Source organism: Fictibacillus sp. S7 (assembly GCF_004127935.1).
Lineage (GTDB): Bacteria > Bacillota > Bacilli > Bacillales > Fictibacillaceae > Fictibacillus_C > Fictibacillus_C enclensis.
On the sequence record NZ_QJKL01000001.1, the window covers coordinates 4680918 to 4702729 of the forward strand.

The 21812-nt window shown below is 44.9% G+C and carries 18 protein-coding genes and 1 other annotated feature; of the genes, 10 read left to right on the forward strand and 8 right to left on the reverse strand.

The annotated features are described in order from the left end of the window. Positions 1 to 108 precede the first annotated feature (108 nt). Together ccpA and DMO16_RS23780 are read left to right on the forward strand one after the other, a co-directional pair. A complete protein-coding gene (ccpA, locus tag DMO16_RS23775) occupies positions 109 to 1119 on the forward strand; it encodes a catabolite control protein A (protein WP_061972466.1) in 1011 nt (336 codons plus the stop codon). Positions 1120 to 1132: 13 nt separating this feature from the next. Further along, positions 1133 to 1843, forward strand: a complete 711-nt coding sequence (locus tag DMO16_RS23780) for a 5'-methylthioadenosine/adenosylhomocysteine nucleosidase (protein ID WP_347232858.1) — start codon at positions 1133 to 1135, stop codon at positions 1841 to 1843. A gap of 29 nt (positions 1844 to 1872) precedes the next feature. Here DMO16_RS23780 and DMO16_RS23785 read toward each other — a convergent pair whose 3' ends face one another. Genes DMO16_RS23785 through DMO16_RS23795 form a run of 3 tightly spaced genes read right to left on the reverse strand, consistent with a single transcriptional unit; the run spans position 1873 to position 4365 of the window. Then, positions 1873 to 3033 carry an acetoin utilization protein AcuC gene (locus DMO16_RS23785; RefSeq protein ID WP_129480249.1) on the reverse strand — a complete coding sequence of 387 codons (1161 nt, stop codon included), beginning with the start codon at positions 3031 to 3033 and terminating at the stop codon, positions 1873 to 1875. Beyond that, positions 3030 to 3677, reverse strand: coding sequence for an acetoin utilization AcuB family protein (locus tag DMO16_RS23790; protein ID WP_129480250.1), 648 nt, complete (start codon positions 3675 to 3677; stop codon positions 3030 to 3032). The genes DMO16_RS23785 and DMO16_RS23790 overlap by 4 nt, the downstream gene beginning before the upstream one ends. Before the next feature lie 55 nt (positions 3678 to 3732). Further along, positions 3733 to 4365 (reverse strand): GNAT family N-acetyltransferase, encoded by a 633-nt coding sequence (locus DMO16_RS23795; RefSeq protein ID WP_129480251.1) that lies wholly within the window; start codon positions 4363 to 4365, stop codon positions 3733 to 3735. A 170-nt stretch (positions 4366 to 4535) separates the two neighbouring features. Between DMO16_RS23795 and acsA the strand changes: the two genes are divergently transcribed. After that, complete coding sequence (gene acsA / locus DMO16_RS23800; protein ID WP_129480252.1) at positions 4536 to 6251, forward strand: acetate--CoA ligase; 1716 nt, start codon at positions 4536 to 4538, stop codon at positions 6249 to 6251. 29 nt (positions 6252 to 6280) lie between these two features. On the opposite strand, the gene DMO16_RS23805 is transcribed toward acsA, so the two are convergent. After that, positions 6281 to 9163 carry a transglycosylase domain-containing protein gene (locus tag DMO16_RS23805; RefSeq protein ID WP_129480253.1) on the reverse strand — a complete coding sequence of 961 codons (2883 nt, stop codon included), beginning with the start codon at positions 9161 to 9163 and terminating at the stop codon, positions 6281 to 6283. Positions 9164 to 9305: 142 nt separating this feature from the next. Next, positions 9306 to 9519 (forward strand) — a binding site (T-box leader). 58 nt (positions 9520 to 9577) lie between these two features. Between DMO16_RS23805 and tyrS the strand changes: the two genes are divergently transcribed. Further along, positions 9578 to 10837 (forward strand): tyrosine--tRNA ligase, encoded by a 1260-nt coding sequence (gene tyrS, locus DMO16_RS23810; RefSeq protein ID WP_061972473.1) that lies wholly within the window; start codon positions 9578 to 9580, stop codon positions 10835 to 10837. A gap of 286 nt (positions 10838 to 11123) precedes the next feature. Here the strand turns inward: tyrS and rpsD are convergent, their stop codons facing one another. Further along, positions 11124 to 11726 (reverse strand): 30S ribosomal protein S4, encoded by a 603-nt coding sequence (gene rpsD, locus DMO16_RS23815; protein ID WP_061972474.1) that lies wholly within the window; start codon positions 11724 to 11726, stop codon positions 11124 to 11126. Positions 11727 to 12078: 352 nt separating this feature from the next. Between rpsD and megL the strand changes: the two genes are divergently transcribed. Next, positions 12079 to 13284, forward strand: coding sequence for a methionine gamma-lyase (gene megL / locus DMO16_RS23820; protein ID WP_061972475.1), 1206 nt, complete (start codon positions 12079 to 12081; stop codon positions 13282 to 13284). 54 nt (positions 13285 to 13338) lie between these two features. Here megL and DMO16_RS23825 read toward each other — a convergent pair. Further along, a protein-coding gene (locus DMO16_RS23825) for an IS3 family transposase (protein WP_129474832.1) occupies positions 13339 to 14687 on the reverse strand; the annotation gives its coding sequence in 2 pieces (ribosomal slippage) (positions 13339 to 14228 and positions 14228 to 14687; 1350 coding nt in all). Between the two features lie 83 nt (positions 14688 to 14770). Then, a complete protein-coding gene (locus tag DMO16_RS23830) occupies positions 14771 to 15256 on the reverse strand; it encodes a GAF domain-containing protein (protein ID WP_061972476.1) in 486 nt (161 codons plus the stop codon). Positions 15257 to 15409: 153 nt separating this feature from the next. Here DMO16_RS23830 and refZ point away from each other — a divergent pair, with 153 nt between their 5' ends. Then, positions 15410 to 16096, forward strand: coding sequence for a forespore capture DNA-binding protein RefZ (gene refZ / locus DMO16_RS23835; RefSeq protein ID WP_061972477.1), 687 nt, complete (start codon positions 15410 to 15412; stop codon positions 16094 to 16096). Here the strand turns inward: refZ and hisJ are convergent. Then, positions 16061 to 16900: a histidinol-phosphatase HisJ gene (hisJ, locus tag DMO16_RS23840; protein WP_206738169.1), complete on the reverse strand. Its 840-nt coding sequence runs from the start codon at positions 16898 to 16900 to the stop codon at positions 16061 to 16063. The genes refZ and hisJ overlap by 36 nt on opposite strands. A 272-nt stretch (positions 16901 to 17172) precedes the next feature. Between hisJ and ezrA the strand changes: the two genes are divergently transcribed. From ezrA to DMO16_RS23860, 4 genes are all read left to right on the forward strand, one after another. After that, a complete protein-coding gene (ezrA, locus tag DMO16_RS23845) occupies positions 17173 to 18864 on the forward strand; it encodes a septation ring formation regulator EzrA (protein WP_061972478.1) in 1692 nt (563 codons plus the stop codon). A 207-nt stretch (positions 18865 to 19071) separates the two neighbouring features. Beyond that, positions 19072 to 20211 (forward strand): cysteine desulfurase family protein, encoded by a 1140-nt coding sequence (locus DMO16_RS23850; protein WP_129480254.1) that lies wholly within the window; start codon positions 19072 to 19074, stop codon positions 20209 to 20211. A gap of 6 nt (positions 20212 to 20217) precedes the next feature. Beyond that, positions 20218 to 21423, forward strand: a complete 1206-nt coding sequence (gene thiI / locus DMO16_RS23855; RefSeq protein WP_129480255.1) for a tRNA uracil 4-sulfurtransferase ThiI — start codon at positions 20218 to 20220, stop codon at positions 21421 to 21423. A 116-nt stretch (positions 21424 to 21539) separates the two neighbouring features. After that, a complete protein-coding gene (locus DMO16_RS23860; protein WP_061972481.1) occupies positions 21540 to 21737 on the forward strand; it encodes an alpha/beta-type small acid-soluble spore protein in 198 nt (65 codons plus the stop codon). The last annotated feature ends 75 nt before the right edge of the window (positions 21738 to 21812 follow it).

Genomic DNA, 21812 nt, shown 5'->3' on the forward strand with positions numbered 1-21812 from the left:
TATGGCAGTGTACGGGCTTTTCGTTGCCTAACAGCAGTCCTTTACTGTATGATAGCAATAACATTACATAACCTGTCTGGATTGTGGAATTAAAGGAGGATTACTAAATTGAATACAACAATTTATGATGTGGCCCGTGAAGCAGGCGTCTCAATGGCAACTGTTTCCCGTGTCGTTAATGGAAACCCAAATGTTAAACCATCTACAAGGAAAAAGGTGCTTGAAGCGATTGAACGTCTAGGTTACCGACCAAACGCGGTGGCAAGGGGGCTTGCCAGTAAAAAGACAACAACCGTCGGCGTGATTATTCCCGATATCGCGAGCATCTTTTTTGCGGAGCTTGCGAGGGGTATTGAAGATATCGCGACCATGTATAAATACAATATTATCTTATGTAATTCTGACCAGAACAAAGATAAAGAAATTCATCTTTTAAATACATTGCTCGGAAAGCAAGTGGATGGCATCGTCTTTATGGGAGGTAAAATTACAGATGAGCATGTGGAAGAATTTAAAAAATCTCCCGTGCCAATTGTAATGGCGGCAACCGTAGATATGAACAATGAAATCCCGTCAGTTAATATCGATTATCAGCAGGCTGTGTATGATGCGGTTGAGCATCTGTTAAAATCAGGCCATGACTCGGTCGCGATGGTAACCGGCCCGCTGGAGGATCCCATCAACGGCTATCACAAGTTCACAGGCTTCCGTAAAGCAATGGAGGATGCCGGGAAAAAGGTGGATGAAAAACAGATTTTTGTCGGCGATTACACGTATGATTCTGGAATTGAAGCCGTGGAAACCTTCCTTGAAAGCGGAAATGTGCCTACAGCTATTTTTGTAGGAACAGATGAAATGGCGCTGGGAGTTATTCATGGCGCACAGGATAAAGGAATCACAGTTCCTGGGGATCTTGAAGTGATCGGCTTTGATAATACACGACTGGCTACGATGGTAAGACCAACCCTTTCAACTGTGGTACAGCCTATGTATGATATCGGAGCGGTTGCGATGCGTCTATTGACAAAGCTCATGAACAAAGAAAAAGTCGAGGAGAACACCGTTGTGCTTCCTCACCGTATTCAATTCAGAAATACAACAAAGAACAACGAACAATAGACGCTACAGAGGTGTGAGAGTTTTGAGAATCGGTATTATTGGAGCGATGGATGAAGAAATCCTTTATATGAAACAGGCTCTTGATATTTATGGGGAAAACAATTATGCGAAAACCACCTTCTATGAAGGAAGCTACGCCAACAAAGAAGTCGTCCTTTGCAAGTCGGGTGTGGGAAAAGTGAATGCGGCAGTCGTGACACAGCTTTTGGTGGACCGGTTTAACGTGACACATATAATGTTTACCGGCGTGGCAGGGGCCTTGCATCCTGAGCTTGAAATTGGAGATATTGTGATTTCAACAAGTGCCATGCAGCATGATATCGATGCCTCCGCATTAAGTTCGGATTTTCCGCAAGGAACCATTCCCATGTTTAGGTATGAGTCGGATTTTGCGGCAGACCCAGGCCTTGTGGATCTGGCGGAAAAAGCAGCGGCAAAGGTATCCGGAGTTTCTGTCAGAAAGGGAAGGATCCTAAGCGGGGATCAGTTTATTGCAAGCCGCACACTTGTGGAAAAGTATTATCAGCTTTTTGACGGTGCGTGCATTGAAATGGAAGGCTCCGCTGTTGCACAGACTGCTTTTTTAAATGACGTTCCCTTTGTCGTGATCCGTTCGATCTCGGACAAGGCCAATGGCGAAGCAGCTGTCAACTTTACTGAGTTTACAAAGCTTGCCGCGAAGCGGTCTTCTGACATGGTAGAAGAGATGCTGAAAGCCATTTAATAATTGGAAAGACCTGATGCATGTTTGCGTCAGGTCTTTTTTCTGCTGTCCCGGATATGGTGTAATGCCTTGCTTAAGGTCAGGCTGTTTTTTTCCATGATTTCAGGTTTTCGGGGAATCGGTTTATACAAACCGGGCGGGTCTTCCCATGTAAGCGGCAGGGTGACTGGAGCTGCTTTTTGCCACTTTTCAATCCATTCCATGGGAAGTGATCCTTCCAAATCCATATCGTTCATCGCCAGCCAGATTTCAGACCAGGCGCGTGGAACGACCCTCCAGATATCATAACCACCGCCCCCGGTGGCGATCCACTTTCCGCCGCAAAACCGGTCGGCCACTTCCTTTGCGATCCTGGGGATGGCATGATAGGATTTCATCGTTACCGACAGGTGGGTCAATGGATCGTAATAGTGGGCATCTGCACCATTCTGAGACAGAATGACATCAGGCTTGAAAAAGGAGGCCACTTCATGGACCGCCGTTTCATACAATTCAAGCCATGATTCATCTTCTGTAAAGGCATCCACGGGGAGGTTAAAGGAGTAGCCGTAACCGTCGCTTTGACCCTTCTCCGTGACGTTTCCGGTGCCCGGAAACAGATACCGGCCAGTCTCATGTATTGAAAGGGTACAGGCGTCCGGGTCTTCATAAAAGGACCATTGCACCCCGTCTCCATGATGGGCATCCGTATCAATATAAAGCACTCTCGCACCGTACTTCTTTTTCAAATAAGCAATGGCTACAGCGCTGTCATTGTAAACACAAAAACCGGAAGCTTTTCCGCGAAATCCGTGATGAAGTCCCCCGCTTGCATTAAATCCATACGTTGCTTTGCCTTCCATCACCATCTCAGCAGCTGTCAGGGTCGCACCCACTATCCACGCGCTTGCTTCATGCATGCCGGAAAAAATCGGGGTATCCTCAGTCCCAAGTCCGTAATTTTCTGCTGCAGCTCCTTTTAAGGTCCCATCCCCGGCTTTTTTTACGGCTTCGATATAAGCCGTATCATGGATGAGTGCGAGCTCTTCATCGGTTGCCATTCGGGGCTGTACGATATGGCTCTCATTCAGTGCATCAGACATGCGCAGCAGATCATAGGTCAGCTTGACGCGCAATTGGTTGAAGGGATGCCCTTCATTGAATTTGTAACGCAGCAGATCATCGGAATAAACAAAAACAGGCTTTTTCATTGTCCCACTTCCGGTTCCTGCGGCCAAATGACGTCATAACCATTCTGCCTTAATTCTGAAGCAATTCGGTAAGGATTCATCGTTCCAATGCGCAGGACAAGGATTTTTTGGCTGTCGTCCTGCTTGCTCGGATAGACAAGCACACTATTGATATTGATTTTAAATTTCTTGATCAGCGAGGCAACATCTGCCAGCTGTCCGGCTATGTTTTCAACTTTAACTTCCAGATGGGAGCTCGGCTGATGGGCGCCGGTCAATTGGATCAATGTGTACAGCATGTCACGTTCTGTAATGACCCCGACCAGTTTTTCATGCTCAAGCACAGGGACACAGCCGATTTGATGCTCATAAAAAACACTGAGAAGATCTTCTGCAAAATCAAGGGGATGGGCGGTAATCACATCCTTTACCATGATCTCCGATATCGGCCGTTCCAACTTGTCCGCATGATCGGCTGCATCAAAGATGGAAGGGCTGGCATCCCTGAGGTCACGGTCGGAAATGATCCCTGCCAATGATCCATCCTCGACAATAATGGGCAGGTGTCTGATCCGGTGTTTTTTTAGCGTAAGCAGGGCCTCCACAATGGTTGTTTCGGGCCGTGCGGTAACGGGCTTTTTATTCATCATATCCTGAACAATCATCTTTATTTCCCCTTTCTGCGGCTTTCTGGAACGCTATGTCTTTGGGTAGGAATAGTTAATACATGAAACGGTTCTGAAACCGAATCCGGTCAAACTGCTGGACGGTCTCCATCGAAACCCGGCTGCCGAATCTGACCATTAAGCAGTTTGCAGGGTGGGAACTGATCTCGGGATCATCGGTTGCCATATATTCCAAACCGCCGGCGTTCATCATTTTTTCCATGACTTTTCGGTAATCCCACACCGATAAACCGGTGCCTATTAAATCCCAATGCCAGTAATACTCCGTCGTAATAATAATATAATCTTCCATGCTGTCATCCATCATGGACACCCTTAACAGGCTTTTCCCTATTTTATAATTCCGGTAATCAGAAATGACTTCGATCGCTCCAAGCTCAAGAAGATTTTCCATATTGCCATGTGACCATCGTTCCATTGGATCAGGATAAACGTATGTAACGTAACCGATGATGGTATCCTTTGTTCTGGCAATAATAATCCTTCCTTCATCAAGGCCGGCGATTTCGATAAGAGCTTCATGCTGCTGAGGTGAGGGCCTGAACGCTTTTAGTCCGGCATGAAATTCGTAACCGGCCAGATGTTCCGGCGAGATGGGACCCTCAATAATAACCTTGCCTGAAGGTGTATCAACAGCAAGGCAATTGTAAGTTTTAATATGATTCATGTATACACCACCCAAGTAAAAATTCATCTACTTCCATTATACATAACAAAAAAGATTTGTAAGGGATTTCAAGACAGTCAGATTTGACATTTCTAATAAATTTAAATATTTTGAACCTATATGATATACTTAGTATGTATATATCTATTGGCATTGGAGGAGATTGACAGATGAAGGTGGAAGCGCTTCCTAGTATCAAAGGTAATTTTAATCTGGAAGATTATCAAACAGCATATGATGCATTTGACTGGACCGAAGTTGAAAAAGAATTCTCCTGGTATGAAACGGGGCGAGTCAATCTGGCCTATGAAGCAGTGGACAGGCATGCGGAAGGGAACAGAAAAAATAAAGTCGCTCTTTATTTTTCTGATCAAAAAAGAGATGAAAAATACACATTCCGCGATTTGAAGGAAATGTCCAACCGGGCAGGGAATATGCTCCGTCAGCTTGATGTTGAAAAAGGGGACAGGGTGTTTATTTTTATGCCTCGTTCTCCCGAGCTGTACTTTGCACTTTTGGGTGCGGTAAAAGTTGGAGCGATCGTTGGCCCGTTGTTTGAAGCATTCATGGAGGGGGCTGTCAGGGACCGCTTGGAAGACAGTGAGGCAAAAGTGCTCATTACCACTCCTCAGCTCCTGGAGCGTGTACCTGTAAGCGAACTGCCTCATCTCAAGCATGTTGTTCTTGTAGGGGAGGATGTGAAAGAAGAGGGGCAGTATGTGGACTTTTTCAGCAGAATGGAAAAAGCTGACAAGCATCTTGATATCGAATGGGTAGACCGCGAAGACGGTTTAATCCTTCACTATACCTCCGGATCTACCGGAAAACCAAAGGGCGTATTGCATGTTCATAATGCCATGATTCAGCATTACCAGACAGCCAAATGGGTGCTCGACTTGAAAGATTCTGATGTATACTGGTGCACCGCCGATCCAGGCTGGGTGACCGGAACATCCTACGGTATTTTCGGTCCATGGCTGAACGGAGCATCCAATGTGATTCGCGGCGGCCGCTTCAGTCCGGAAGATTGGTATGGCACGATCGAAAAATATGGTGTAACCGTCTGGTATAGTGCACCAACGGCATTCCGTATGCTGATGGGAGCAGGAGATGAGGTCGTGAAGCGTTTTGATCTTTCCTCGCTGCGCCATGTACTGAGCGTCGGTGAACCGCTCAATGCTGAAGTTGTACGTTGGGGAATGAAGGTCTTCAGTCTTAGAATTCATGATAACTGGTGGATGACGGAAACAGGAGCCCAACTGATCAGTAACTATCCGGCAGTGGAAATTAAACCTGGCTCCATGGGGAAACCATTCCCTGGCATTGAAGCGGCCATTATCGACGACCAGGATAACGTGCTTCCGCCAAACCGAATGGGGAATCTGGCCATTAAGAAAGGCTGGCCTTCCATGATGAGGGCCATCTGGAATAATCCGCAAAAGTATGAATCTTATTTTACACCTGGCGGCTGGTATGTTTCCGGAGACTCGGCTTATATGGACGAGGAAGGATACTTCTGGTTCCAGGGAAGAATCGATGATGTGATTATGACGTCCGGTGAACGGGTAGGTCCGTTTGAAGTGGAAAGCAAGCTCGTCGAACATCCGGCGGTTTCAGAAGCGGGTGTTATCGGAAAACCCGATCCAGTGCGCGGTGAAGTGATCAAGGCGTTTATTGCACTAAGGGAAGGATATTCGCCAAGCGATGAGCTGATTGAAGAGATCCGTTCATTTGTAAAATCCGGCCTTGCTGCCCATTCAGCGCCAAGAGAAATTGAATTCCGTGACAAACTGCCTAAAACAAGAAGCGGTAAAATTATGAGACGCGTATTGAAAGCATGGGAGCTCGACCTTCCGACTGGCGACCTGTCCACGATGGAAGACTAAAAGAAAAGAAGATATGAAAAACCCCTCGATCAATTCGAGGGGTTTTCTGTTTCCTTTTTATCGGTATTCTGTTCATCAGATGGTTTCTTTGGCTTATCGGACGGTTTTTCTTCGGTTGGTTTCTTTTCCTTTGGTTTCTCTTTCTCGGGCTCTTCTTTTGTATCTTTTTTGGATTCCCTTTTAGAATCTTCCTTTTTTTTGTCTTTATCGGTGGATTCCTGTTTTTTCGTACCGTAGGTGACTTTTTCCGACGGAGACGATTCCTTGCCTGCAATGTCCACTGCGGTGACATAGAGTACACCTGAAGGGGCAGACAGGGAGGTATGGTCTGACGTCACGCTACCAATCTTCTTAAAGGATCCACTGGTGCCGGAAGCCTGATAGATGCGGTAACCGATCACATCGCTCTCACCTGAGGACGACCAGGATAGCTTACCGTCTTTAACGGATATTCCGCTGACCGTACCAGGCGCTTTGCCGTTTTCCGGCAAGCTTTTGTCAGGGAGGAGATCTCGGGCATCTACGCCGGCAGCTTCTTTCAAATCCACACCATTAAATAATTCCTCACCGACCATTACACCATTTTTCGTAAACTCTTTTGGTGTAGAATCAGACGCCTTGTATTTTTTGCCGTTCGCAATGACATAAAGGCCGGTATCCAGACTGTTGTCTTTTGAATTAGGCGCATATTTCACATTAAATAAATCGGTTGTGACCAATCCGGCTTTTCGGCAAAGATCAGATGGAAGCTTTCCGGAAATGCCGCATATTTCTTTTCTTACGATACCAGACGGCATGCTGAACCGCTCTTTAGGAGCAATCAGTGAAGGCGCGTATTTATAGGCATCATTCGCAAAAGCCGCCCACAAGGTCTGGCTGATATGCTGTTGTCCTGCCGGAAGGGCATCCGGCTTGTCATAGCCATGCCAAACACCAAGAGTTACGTTAGGGTTGGTGGCAACGAACCAGGAATCCTTCGCTGAAGATGTGGTTCCTGTCTTTCCTGCCCAGTCGGCAGAAAAATTCAGTCTGCCTGGAATACTCGCTGCTGTTCCGCCCGGTTTCAATACATCTCTCATCATATCAAGGATCAGATAAGAAGTCTGTGGAGAATAAGCAGTGACCGGTTTAATTTTGTGCTGATATACGACTTTCCCGTCTTTTCCTACGATCTTATTGATCAGGTATGCATCCACGAACTTCCCTTGATTCGCGAAGGTGGCGAAAGCATTTGTGTTTTCTTCAACCGTTACCCCGTGGGTAAGACCACCGATGGCAACTGACGGTGCGCTTTTATCTGCTTCCGCAATACTAGAGAATCCCATTTTTTCCAGGCGGTTGAACGCATCGGCGTGGTCAGCCATCAAGTAGCTTCTCAGTGCTGGGATATTATAGGATTTTGCAAGTGCAGTTCTGGCCGAAAGAAGACCATGGTACCGGTTATCATAGTTGTGCGGATTATATTTACCTATCGTCAAAGGTGTATCCGGAATAATGTAGCCCGGCTGCATTTTTCCTTCTTCAATGGCTGGTGCGTAAGCGAGCAGCGGCTTCATAGTTGATCCATTTTGGCGTAATGCCTGTGTCGCATGGTTCAACTGCTCACGGTTATAGTCGCGGCCGCCAACAAAGCTGAGAATCGCTCCCGTTTTATTTTCGATTAAAATGGATCCCACTTCCTGGGGCTGCTGGACATACACCCATTTTCCTTTGTCATTTTTGACGCGTACCGTGTGAGGAGATCCAAAGAGATACTTGTTCTTTGCCGTTTTCTCCATTTCATCATACATCTTTTTATTGATGGTGGTATAAATTTTCAAGCCTTTTTGGCGAAGCTGTACATAAGCGTTTTGGCGGTATTCGTCCTTTTCCTTCCGCTTCAGCGTGGAATAGTTTTTACCATCTTGTTTCGCAGCCTGTGCCGCTAAAATGGACGCTGAACGCCGTTCGACTTCCATGCTTAAATACGGATATTTTTCATAGGAATTTTCTTTTTTCTTAGTAAAATGTTTTTTTACATCATACTTTATGGCTTTTTCATATTGGTCTGGTGTAATTTTTTCAGCAGTGAGCATCCGCTTGAGCACGATTTTCATACGGTTCGTTCCGGCGCTGATATCCTTTTTCACATCCCCGCTGTTCGTAAACGGAGAATACACAAATGGATTCTGCGGCATTCCGGCGAGAAACGCGGCTTGCGGAAGACTTAAATCCTTCGCATCCACACCAAAAACCCCTTGTGCAGCAGCCTGTATGCCCGCGACGTTGTGGCCGGATGAACTCCGTCCAAAAGGAACAATATTCAAGTATGCTTCGAGAATTTGCCCTTTCGTAAAAAAGTGTTCCAGACGGAGAGCCAGCAGAATTTCTTTTGCTTTCCGGTCGAAGGAGACTTCGTTGGTCAGGATTTGGTTCTTGATCAGCTGCTGGGTCAGCGTACTTCCTCCCGAGCGGTTAGATGATCCTGTTACTTCCTGAATGACGGCACGTATGATAGCTTTTGGAACAACACCTTCGTGCTCGTAAAAATATTCATCTTCTGTTGAGATGACAGCATCTTTTACAAAAGGGGAGATGTTTTTTAACGATACCTCGTCGCGGTTCAGATCCGCCCGAAGGTTGCCCAGTTTTGATTTGTCATTAAAGTACATCATACTCGTCGTCGAGTAGTTGTAAATCTCTTCTTTCATGGTAGCTTCCGCCCTGACCGGCTCATTTTTTACAAGTGAAGCCAGAAAGCCTGCACCGGCTCCAGCTGCCAGACAGCCGCCAAGCAAGATCAAAACGACGATGATTAAAAATAAGTTCCATGTAAAAGTGTATGTTTTATCGGCGGCCTGGATAATTTTCTTCTCATTAAGGTAGGCGATGAAGCGCCTCCATTTTTCCTTAATTACCTCTAGATGAGACATATGTAAATTCCCCCCTATTTGACTAATTATATCATATTCGTTGTCGTTTGAAGGGAGTGAGGGTACAATTTTGTCAATGAAAGAGGAATTGACATCGCCCTTCAGCTATGGTAAAAAGAAGAATATATGCTAATTGGATAAGTAAGAAGCGAAGATAGGAATGAGTAGTAACTGTCTCCCTGTTTCAGAAAGCTGGTGGCCGCTGCAAACCAGTACACAGACGGATTATGAAGTACACCCTGGAGCTTTCTTTGTGAACATACAGTAGCAAAGACCGGTTGAAAAGCCGTTAACCGATATGAGTGGAAGGATTTTTCCTTCAACAAGGGTGGTACCGCGATAATCACGTCCCTTATTCAGGGGGCGTTTTTTATTTGTCTTTTTTAATTGGATGCAATGAAAGGAGCAACATTAATGGGAATCTTGCAAGATTTGGAATACCGGAATCTGATCAACCAGATGACCGACCGAGAAGGTCTGGAAGAAAAACTGAACAGCGGAAAAACAGCATTTTACTGCGGGTTTGACCCGACAGCGGACAGTTTGCATGTCGGCCATCTTCTCGTGATTATGACAATGCGCCGCCTTCAGCAGGCAGGACACCAGCCTATTCCATTGGTGGGAGGCGCCACTGGGATGATTGGTGATCCGAGCGGAAAAAAAGCGGAGCGCACACTGAATGAATCCAGTGTCGTCGAGCAATGGAGCGAGCGCATCAAAGGCCAGCTTTCCAAGTTTTTGGATTTCGAAGCTGAGAACAATCCTGCGGAAATTGCCAATAACTATGACTGGATTGGGAACATGGATGTAATTACCTTCCTTCGTGATGTGGGTAAATACTTCCCGCTGAACTATATGCTCGCGAAAGAATCGGTAGAATCCCGTTTGGAAGCAGGAATTTCTTTTACCGAGTTTACGTACATGATTCTGCAATCATATGATTTTCTGCAATTATACCGCCAGAAGGACTGCCGCCTTCAGCTGGGAGGAAGCGACCAGTGGGGGAACATTACTGCAGGGCTTGAACTGATCCGAAAAGCAGGGGAAGAAGAGAAGGCATTTGGCCTGACAATTCCGCTTGTTACAAAGAGTGATGGAACCAAGTTTGGTAAAACGGAAGGCGGAGCAATCTGGCTGGATCCGGAAAAAACCACTCCGTACGAGTTCTATCAGTTCTGGATCAACACGGATGACCGCGATGTCGTCAAATTCCTGAAATACTTCTCGTTCAAGAGTGAAGAAGAGATCCAGGCACTTGAGGAGCAGGTACAAAACGCTCCTGAAAAACGTGCGGCTCAAAAAGCGCTTGCCGAAGAACTGACAGCTCTCGTTCATGGGGATGCAGCCCTTGAACAAGCCATCAAAATTTCACAAGCTTTGTTCAGCGGCCAGCTTTCCGAGCTTTCCGGAGCTGAGATTGAACAAGGATTTAAAGATGTTCCATCCTTTGAAATGGAATCTAAAGAGGACATAGGACTCATCAATTTGCTTGTGGCAAGCAAGATTTCTCCTTCCAAACGGCAGGCGCGCGAGGATATCACAAACGGAGCGATCTCCATTAATGGCGAACGCTGCCAGGACCTTGAAAAAGTTGTTGGAGCAGACTCGCGAATCGATGATCGATTTGTCGTCATCCGCCGTGGTAAGAAGAAGTACTTCCTGATCCGATACTAAATAGACGAAAACCGGCTCACCATTATGGTAAGCCGGTTTTTTTAAGACAAATCGTGATTCAAAAGATTGCTGCTTTCCAGAACATCTTTGTAAAAAATCTTCATTGCAAGTTGATTGGAGTGCAAGGTGCGAGACTCCTCGAAAATAGGCAGGTGTTTACGCCGGTACATAGGCGCTAGCACCGGTAAAAGCGAGCAGCCTGGAACGGAAATCAACCACTCCTAGAGGAAACATCCCGTTTACAGTAAAAAAAAGCGTCCCGCATAAACGGAACGCTTTCTTAAACTTAACGAGAGTAGTACTCGACGATAAGTTGTTCTGAAATTTCAGCTGGCAATTCAGAACGCTCTGGCAAGCGAGTGAATGTACCTTCAAGTTTGTTTTCGTCAAAAGTCAAGAAGTCAGGAACGAAGTTGTTTACTTCGATTGCTTCTTTAACCGCGCTTAGGTTTTGAGACTTTTCACGGATTCCGATTACTGAACCAACTGCAACGCGGAATGATGGGATATCAACGCGCTTACCGTTTACAGTAACGTGTCCGTGGTTTACCAATTGACGAGCTGCACGGCGAGTGCGAGCAAGGCCAAGACGGTAAACGATGCTGTCCAAACGAGACTCAAGAAGGATCATGAAGTTTTCACCATGAATTCCTGCCATTTTGCCAGCGTCGTTGAAGATGCGGCGGAATTGGCGCTCGTTTACACCATACATATGACGAAGCTTTTGCTTCTCTTGAAGTTGTAAACCGTATTCAGAAAGTTTTTTACGTTGGTTAGGACCATGTTGTCCTGGAGCGTAAGGACGCTTTGCTAATTCTTTTCCAGTTCCGCTTAGGGAAATACCTAAACGACGGGAAATCTTCCATGATGAACCTGTATATCGAGCCATGAATGACTCCTCCTTCACGTGTTTTGTTTTTGTAAAACAAGAACAGTGACTGTTTTCTTTCCACCTGTTTATTTTGTTGGCCTATACCTTCACTTCAGCAGCCGTAGAAGCTACGTGATATACCATGCCAGGGAGGCATGTAACAAAATAACAGCAAGTGACGAACACAGTGCCGCTTTATTTTACACAAAGTCTAGTATATGTTTTTTGGGGCGCCAAGTCAAGGGATGTCTTCAAGAAAAGGATACATTGGCCGGAACCGATGAATACATTAGTAAGGAAGGGGAGGATTCACCTTTCTGAAGAAGAAGCTATTATAGTAAGCGCTTACAAATAGAGAAGGGGTGCATAGATGAAATCCAATTATTTTGAGACGAACGCGATTCATGCTGGATATGATGACAGGGAGCATAGCGGCAGTCTGTCCCCGCCCATCTTTCAAACTTCGACCTTTGTGTTTCCTGATGCAGAAACCGGAGAGCGGAGATTCGCCGGTACGGAGGAGGGCTACGTGTACTCCCGGCTGAAAAATCCGACGGTCCGCCAATTCGAAGAAAGAATGGCGGTGCTCGAAGGCGGTGAGAAAGCATTGGCGTTTGCTTCCGGGATGGCGGCAGTTTCTGCTGTTTTGCTGGGACTTGCGAAAACCGGAGAGCATATTCTTTGTTCAGAAGGAGTGTATGGCTGTACGTACGGACTCCTTCAATTCATGGAGGAGCGCCTGGGAATCAGTCATTCCTTTCTCTCCATGGAAAGCGCAGAAGAGCTCGATGCGGGAATCTTGTCAAATACATCACTGATTTATATTGAGTCCCCGATCAATCCGACGATGAAGCTGGTTGACCTGGAAATGGTTGTGACTATAGCTAAAGAAAAAGGAATTCCAGTCATTGTCGATAATACATTTTGTTCGCCGTACCTGCAGAAGCCGCTGGAGTTAGGTTGTGACCTTGTTGTTCACAGCGCGACCAAATATTTATGCGGCCACGGCGATGTGATAGGGGGTGTGGCTGTTGGCAGGCAAGAAGTGATGGAACAGATTGCCCACGCCGCACAAAAGGATATAGGCGGCATTATGTCTCCATTTGATGCATGGCTGCTTCTGAGAGGAATAAAGACGCTTCCGGTGCGGATGGACCGCCATTGTGATAATGCTGAACACATTGCGGTCCTGTTAAAACGGCATCCTTATGTTGATGGCATTTTTTATCCCGGTGATCCGGATTTTCCCCAGTATGATATTGCCTGTAAGCAAATGAAAAAGTCAGGGGGAATGATCAGTTTCAGAATTAAGGGAGGAAAAGAAGAAGCACAGCAGCTCGTGAACGAGCTGCAGCTTATTAAAATCGCCGTCAGCCTTGGTGATGCAGAAACATTGATTCAGCATCCGGCCACCATGACCCATTCGGGAGTCCCGGAGCACGAACGGGAGAACATGGGAATTCCCCAAAATCTGCTCCGCCTGTCTGTAGGGCTGGAAGCATGGCAGGACATCTGGGCAGATCTCGAGCAGGCACTGCATTCGCTCATGAAAAAAGAGGACCAGGTAGTATCCTAAAAAAAAACGGCCCGGAATGAATTGATCTGAACCCAAAAAGTTAGACACGAAATTTTAAGCAGCTACTTCGGCATGAGTCCGGTATTGAACCGGGCTCATGCCTTTTAATTTTGCTTTTATCCGTTTTTTATTGTAGTAATCGATATACTGTTCCAATTCTTTTTTAAAGTGTTCCATACTTTCAAATTCTTTGAGATAAAGCAATTCACTTTTCAATAAGCCAAAGAAACTCTCCATGGCGGCGTTATCAAGACAGTTGCCCTTACGGGACATGCTTTGTGTTATATTTTTTTCTTTCAATGCATGCTGGTACCGTTTCATTTGATAATGCCATCCCTGATCAGAGTGAAGGATGGGGGCATCGTTCTCTTTCAATTGTTTGAATGCCTTATCCAGCATCTTTGAAACCAAAGAGTAAACCGGACGGTGTTCCATCTGATAGGCAACGATTTCTCCATTATATAGGTCAAGAACTGGCGATAAATATAGCTTTTCACCATGTAATTGAATTTCCGTCACATCGGTTACCCACTTTTCATTCGGTTTCGCTGCTTGGAATTTACGTGCTATAACATTTGGAGCGATTTTTCCAACATTTCCACGATAGGAGCGATATTTCTTCACCTTCACCAGAGACTTGATCTTCATTTTATTCATTAAGCGACGGACAGTTTTATGATTAAGTGAATAGCCTTGATTTTGTAATTCCCATCGGATCCGACGATAGCCATATCGACCTTGGTGCTCATTAAAAATCTGTTGAATAACAGCTTTCACTTCATGATATTTATCTGCACGATTCTTTTGTTTCATCCAGTAATAATACGTGCTTCGTGGAATGCCTGCGACCTCAACGAGGTCAATGACTTTATATTCATGCCTTAACTCATCAATCACTTCCGCTTTGACTTGTTCTGTGATTTTTCCTCTTCTTGAATTAAGGCTTGTAACTTTTTTAAGTATGCATTCTCCATACGTAATCTCTCATTTTCAGCTCGTAGAGCTTCGACGGATCCTTCTGATGGCTGCTTTCTTTTTGAATCTTTTTTCATGGATGAACGCCCCTTTATCTTTGATCGAAGAGCCTCAATCCCTTGCGTTTCAAAAAGTTGATACCAATTCCAAACGGTGCTGGGAGAAGCCACGTTGAAATGGGCGGCAGCTTCTGAGATAGATACTCCCGTTTCGTTTATATAGTGAAGTACGTCCATTTTAAACTCGATAGAATGATTTGTATATGATTCTTGAAAAGCCATTTCTCCGTGTTTTCGAAACTTGGCCACCCATTCTTTTAACATTGATGAAGTCACACTGTGTTTATAAGCGGTTTCTTTAAAGGAATCTCCCCCCTGAAGATAAGCATGAACAGCAGCTAATTTAGTTTCCAAAGAATACTTGGTCATGAAAAAACTGCACCTCCTATTGTTAGATGTGTCTAACAAAAGGGGTGCAGTTCAGAATCCGGTGCCGTTTTTTATGTTTAATCTTAAATGTGTTTATTCAGTTCATCCACAAACTTTTCAAGCCACTCTTGATCGGTTTGATCAAATCTTCCTTTTTCCGGGCTGTCGATATCAAGCACACCAAAAAGCTGTCCGTCCTTTACGATGGGAACGACAATTTCAGATTGTGACGCAGCATCGCAGGCAATGTGTCCCGGAAATTGGTGAACATCTTCAACAACAAGGGTCTTTTGCTCTTTCGCTGCTGTACCGCACACACCTTTACCGATCGGAATCCTTACACAAGCAGGAAGACCTTGAAATGGCCCCAGTACAAGCTGATCCGATAATTCTTCGTATTCGTAAAATCCAACCCAGTTAATGTTGGGAAGGAACTGGTTTAAAAGCGCGGAAGCATTGGCCAGGTTGGCCGTGATGCTTGTTTCATCTTCCAAAAGAGCACGTGCCTGTTTAAGCAGCTGTTCGTATCCCTCTTTGCGATTCTGACTGTATTTTTCGACTGTAAACATGAACATCCCCCTTTATGTGCTAGCCGTCTTTTACCATCTTATCAAAAATTGTAGAAGAAAACATCCGAACAGATGTATTTGTCGAGCGAATCTTAAAGGGAAAAACACCGCTATGAAAGAAAAAAGAAGTATAAGAAGGGCGGTGGTTGTAATATGTCAAAAGATCAGATGGCCACAAAGATAAAAATTGCCGAAGCGGCGGTTGAACTGTTTACAAGTCAGGGGTATCAGGGAACTTCTGTCCGTCAGATTGCAAAAAAAGCGGGAGTGAACCTTGCTCTTGTTTCCTACCATTTCGGAGGCAAGAAAGGACTTCTCGAAGAATTGGTCTCCTCGTTTTATGAGGGATACATCCGTAAAATTGAAGTCGTCTACCATACCTCCGCCGATCAACCCGAGAAGGAGCGGCTGCTCGAAGTGATTGAGAGTGTCCTGAACTATCAGCTGCGGCAGCCTCATCTGTCCCGGTTTGTCCATCGTGAAATGACCCTGGACTCCACGCTCGTTCGCGAAGTGATGACCACTTACCTGGCAAAAGAAAAATATTATTATGATTCCATTTTTGAAAAAGGAATGAAACAAAAAGAGTTTCACAAACAGCCGGTTATGCTTCTGACCCTGCAGCTGCGCAATCTGATTATTATGCCTTTTCTTCATCCTTTATATATTTCTGAAGTGTTTTATACTGCACCTCATGACCCGTTATTTGTTACTTCTTATATGAGTTTTATCCATAAATGGCTGGAACAGTCTGTCTGTGTACCGCAAAGGAAAGGCTCTCTTCTTTCTGCCGTGCAAAATCCATTATTCGCTACGATTCAGGAAAAGTGGAACGGTTAAGCTTCCGGTATGGATGATTGAATCGAGACCTTGCCCCAATCCCTTCACGCTGTGGGCATCTGATCCATATACGAGAGGGATTTCTTGTTCTACGGCGGCTTCAATCACCCAATCCGGGGGATAAGGTTCCTTGCAGAAAGGCTTTGATAGTCCGGCTCCATTATAGTCCAGTTCTAGACCGTAAGTTTTCACGAGTTGTAAAATACCCTGGATTTCACGGTCGAAAGAAGTTTCTGTCGGATAGAGAGCCTGAAATTTATTTACTAGTGTCATGTGGCCGATCCTTTTTGGTTTGTACTTGCCAAGATCGGAAGTGATCGATTGGGCCAATGTCCTGTAATACGATAAATGGACTTGGTCTGTGCTGCCAAATACGGCGGCAATTTTTCCAAACATCTCTTCACTGTAATCGAGGCAATAATAATGGTCAGCTTGCTTTAAGAAGTGAACCGACAGGACAGCATCGTCCAGCCGGGGGCCGAATTCATCCAGGAATGTTCTGGTTTCGTTCTCCCATCCCTCAATATAATCCACTTCCAGACCGATATTAAGAGTTAGGGCACTGTTGTAATATTTTTTTAATGAAGTAAGCTCGTCAAGGTATGCCGGAAGCCTGGACATTTCCATCGCTGAATCGTTATCAGGTACAGGATCCGTGAATCCTTCGGGAAGCGGGGCGTGCTCAGTAAAGGTCATGCCGCGGTAACCCAATTGAATCGCCCTTTCGATATACTCTGTCAGTGGATCGGCTGAACCGTGGGGACAATAAGGGGTGTGAATATGGCCGTCATATATTCCTGTCATGCTTAACCTCCTGATTGATTTTAAATAAAAAACCACTTTGATAATTCTGGAAAAAAATTATTCATTTTTTTCATTTTTTTTTGGTCAAAATTCGGGTTTACATGTTATCATTAGAACATTGAGTCAGCACTAAATGTGGTTTTAGAGGAAGAAAAATGCCGGCTCGAAGTAAAAACAGGAATAAATCATTATTACAATAAAACGTAAATCATTGTAACATGATTATTACATAGATTTTGCAGTTTTGCAGAAAGGAAGAAAGGGTGCTTCCTATGACATACATAATTGCCGCAGTAATTCTTTTAATTGCTTTAGTTGTTTTCGGCTCCTTTTCACGCAAACGGATTTACAAGCAGATTGACCGGCTGGAATCCTGGAAAATGGAGATCATGAACCGTCCTCTGACAGAGGAAATTTCAAAGGTCAAAGGGCTTACCATGGTAGGCGAAACGGAAGAAAAGTTTGAATCCTGGCGAAATGATTGGGATGAGATGGTAACTGTCGAGCTGCCAAATATGGACGAGGCCTTGTTTGATGCGGAAGAAAGTGCAGATAAATACAAGTTCAACAAATCTAAAGGAATCCTTCGACGAATTGAATCACAGCTTCAGGGGATGGAAACACGAATTAAAGCCATCTCCACAGAAATAGATGAGCTGGTGACCAGCGAAGAGTTGAACAGAGAAGACATCATTGAAGCGAAGGAACAATTCAGTGAAGGTAAAAAGTATTTTCTTACACACTCCCGCTCATTGGGGAAGACAGCTTCACTGTTTGAAGCTGAGTTCTCGGAAGTCAATACAATGTTTGCGCAGTTTGACGAAATGACCTCACAGGGCAACCACCTCGAAGCCCGAAAAATCCTCGTAAACAGTATCGAACGCTTAAAAGATCTCCGCGAGAAAATGGAGTCTGTGCCAGAATTGCTTGTCCTGCTTTTATCCGATCTTCCATCGAGTCTGACAGATCTCAAGGACGGATTCTCCGATATGGAAGAGCAAGGGTATATCCTGAATCATATCGGCATCGATAAAGAAATCAGCTCCATGAACGAGCGGATCGCCGCGTTACTTGAAAAGGTGTATGAGTTGGAAATTGATGAAACCCAAAAAGGCATTGATCAATTAAACACAGAAATTGACCAATTGTATGACCTGCTGGAAAATGAAGTAATATCCAAGCAGTTTGTGTTTAAAGAGAAGGAAGTCATCCTTCAGTCTCTGGCCGATCTTCAGCTGGATATGGAAAAGATTCGTGCAGAAGCAGACATGGTTTCTCTAAGTTACCAGCTTGACCAGTCAGATGTAGAGGTGCATAAGCGACTGGAGAAGATGTTTAACAAGTTGCAAACCCGCTTTGCTTTGATTGAACACTCGATTGAGGAAAAAAAGGATTCCTATTCCGTCATCCGTGAGATGATGGAGGAGATGGCGGTTCAGCTGGAGGATCTGAAAAAATCCAATCAGGAATATCAGGAAAAGCTGGTGAATCTCCGAAAGGACGAGCTTGAAACCAAGGAGAAGCTGAAAGAACTAAGAAGACGGTTGCTTGAAGCAAGAAGAATGATGCAAAAAAGCAATCTGCCAGGACTGCCCGATCACTATCTGATGACCATCGAAAAGGCTGAAAACTATATTATTGAGGTGTCAAAACGCCTTGACGATAAACCGCTCGAAATTGCTGAAATTACCGAAGTGCTTGAAAATGCGCTTGAAGCAGTAGAAGAAGGATATAAAGAAACGGCCGAAATCATTGAAACAGCCATGCTTGCAGAAAAAGTCATTCAATATGGCAACCGCTACAGAAGTTCTTATTCTTCCGTTTCGGTCCGGCTCATTGAAGCAGAGATTGCGTTCCGCAACTTTCAATATGAAGAAGCACTCAATCTGGCAGCCAATGCCATAGAAAGTGTTCAGCCGGGGATCCTGAAAGAACTCGAAGTTAACGTGAAACAAAAAATCTGATAAAGCTGGAATCCGTAAAACGGGTTCCGGTTTTTTTATATTCACCAAAGAAGCGGAACTTCGTATACATGGGAAGCAGAGCAGAAGGTTTAGTTTCTTGTGATGATGGAATGCTAAAAGCGCGGAAAAATACAATTTTTTCTTTTCATTCATTATGGTATTATAGAATGATGTGTAGAATAAGTGAGTTATGCGGAGGACTCGATCATGATTTATTTTGACAACAGTGCAACAACCAAACCCTATAAAGAGGTTCTTGATGCGTTCGTTACGGTTTCTCAAACGTATTTCGCCAATCCATCCTCCATTCATTCCAAAGGCGGAGAAACAGAACGTCTGATGCTTCAAGCTCGGAAAACAGTAGCTGGGCTGCTGAGTGTTAAGCCAAACGAAATTATCTTCACTTCCGGAGGAACGGAAGGAAACAATACAGCTATCAAAGGAATCGCATTAAAACATCAGGAACGTGGCAAGCATTTGATCACGAGTGAAGTGGAGCATGCTTCATCCTATGAAACGTTTCATTATCTCGAATCCCTGGGTTTTGAAGTCACCTGCCTTCCGGTAAACCGTAAAGGTGAAATTTCACTGGAACAGCTGGAGAACAGCATCAGGGAGGATACCATTTTAGTTTCGCTCATCCATGTGAACAATGAAGTCGGCACGATTCAGCCTGTGGTGGATGCCGGTAAAATTTTAAAGAAATTCCCGAAAGTATTCTTCCATGTGGATCATGTGCAGGGAATTGGCAAGGTGCCTTTGAACCTGAAAGAAGCTGCTATTGATTTATGTACGATGTCAGGCCATAAATTCCATGGCCTGAAAGGCACCGGCATTCTGTATAAGCGCGAAGGGGTAAGCCTTTCGCCGCTTCTTACGGGCGGAGAGCAGGAAATCAACGTACGGGCGGGCACAGAAAATGTGGCAGGCATCGTTTCCATCGCCAAGGCGCTCCGTATGTCTTTTGACAAAATGGATGCTGGTGTGGAGACCATGAACCGTGTCAAAGAGCAGATTTTGGAAGGTCTTTCGGACATCCAGGGAATTTCAATCAATACACCTGCTGACGGATCTCCTCACATTATCAACTTTTCGGTGGATGGAGTGAAGCCCGAGGTACTGATCCACACACTTGATCAAAAGAATATTTATGTATCCACCCGTTCAGCTTGTTCATCAAAGCAAGCGGGGCCGAGCAGAATACTTATGGCCATGGGGCTGGGACAAAAGAGGGCGAACACGGCCATACGGATCAGTCTGTCGTATGAAAATACGCTGGAGGAAGCAGAGATTGTCCTTAAGGAACTAAAAAATGCAGTGGTTCAGCTGCAGACAGTAATGGGGTAAATAAACATGCAATATAATCACATTGTTATTCGTTTTGGTGAATTGTCGCTAAAAGGGAAGAATAGAAGACATTTTGAAAGCCAACTGAGGGAGACGGTTCGCAAAAAGCTGTCACCGTTTACGAATGCAGTCGTTCTCAAGTCATACGACCGGATTTTGGTAGAAATCAACGGAGAAGATCATGAAAAAATGATTGCAAAACTGCAGGAAGTGTTTGGAATTCATGCTATCAGTCTGGCCATCCGGGCAGAAAATGAACTTGAAAGCATAAAAGAAGCAGCGCTAGCCACGTTTTTAAAAAATGGACAAGGTCCGAAAACCTTTAAGGTTTCTGCACGCAGGAGCAACAAACATTTTCCGGTCGGTTCCATGGAATTGAATCGAGAAGTGGGCGGCCACATTTTAAAAAATACCGAAAATGTATCGGTGGATGTCCATCACCCGGACATCGATGTTAAGGTCGAAGTCAAAGACAATGGAACATTTATCAGCTGTGAGACCTATCCCGGGGCAGGCGGACTGCCAATCGGTGTTGGCGGTAAAGCGCTATTGATGCTGTCTGGTGGCATTGATAGCCCGGTGGCAGGCTACCTTACCATGAAGCGTGGTGTACGTCTTGAAGCGGTACACTTTCACAGCCCGCCTTTTACCAGTGAACGGGCAAGGCAAAAAGCGGAAGACCTCATGCAGGAGCTGACAAGATATGGTGGTAAATTGAAGCTTCATATCGTTCATTTCACAAAAATCCAGCAGCTCATTAAGGAAAAGATCCCGGCAAGCTACAGCATGACGATTATGAGGCGGATGATGCTGCGCATCGCCGAGCGGATCGCAGAAGAGCGAAATGCAATGGCTATTGCGAATGGTGAAAACTTGGGCCAGGTGGCCAGCCAAACAATGTACAGCATGCATACCATCAATGAAGTGACCAACCTTCCGATTATCCGGCCGGTGGTTACAATGGATAAATTGGAAATCATTGATATTTCACAAAAAATTGGAACGTATGATATTTCCATACGTCCATATGAAGACTGCTGCACCATTTTTGTTCCGGCGGCACCCAAAACAAAACCAAAGCGCGAAAAAGCCAATCGATTTGAACAGGCCCTTGAGAACTTGGATGAGCTGATCCAGGAAGCCGTGGATACCATCGAAACCGTAACCTTTGAAGAGCAAAAAGAACGAACGGAATTTGAAGACTTATTTTAAAACTGTCCTGATGGTGCCTAGCATCTTCAGGATTTTTTTTGGTTCTCAACTTAATATTTACCACGATTGAAAGCTTGTTTCTTTCACAACCTATAAGTACAGGAGGTGAACACAACATGTCAAACAACTCAAACCAACTTCTTGTACCTGGTGTACAACAGGCAATCGATCAGATGAAATTTGAAATCGCATCTGAATTGGGTGTTAATTTAAATGCTGATGGTTCTTCCCGCTCCAACGGGTCTGTCGGAGGAGAAATTACAAAGCGTCTTGTTGCGATGTCTCAGCAGCAATTCAGCGGACAACAAAAATAATTCATTCCTAACCAACTTCATATATGGCTTAAGAGTGGGCTCGTACCCACTCTTTTTATGCAATTTTAAAATATT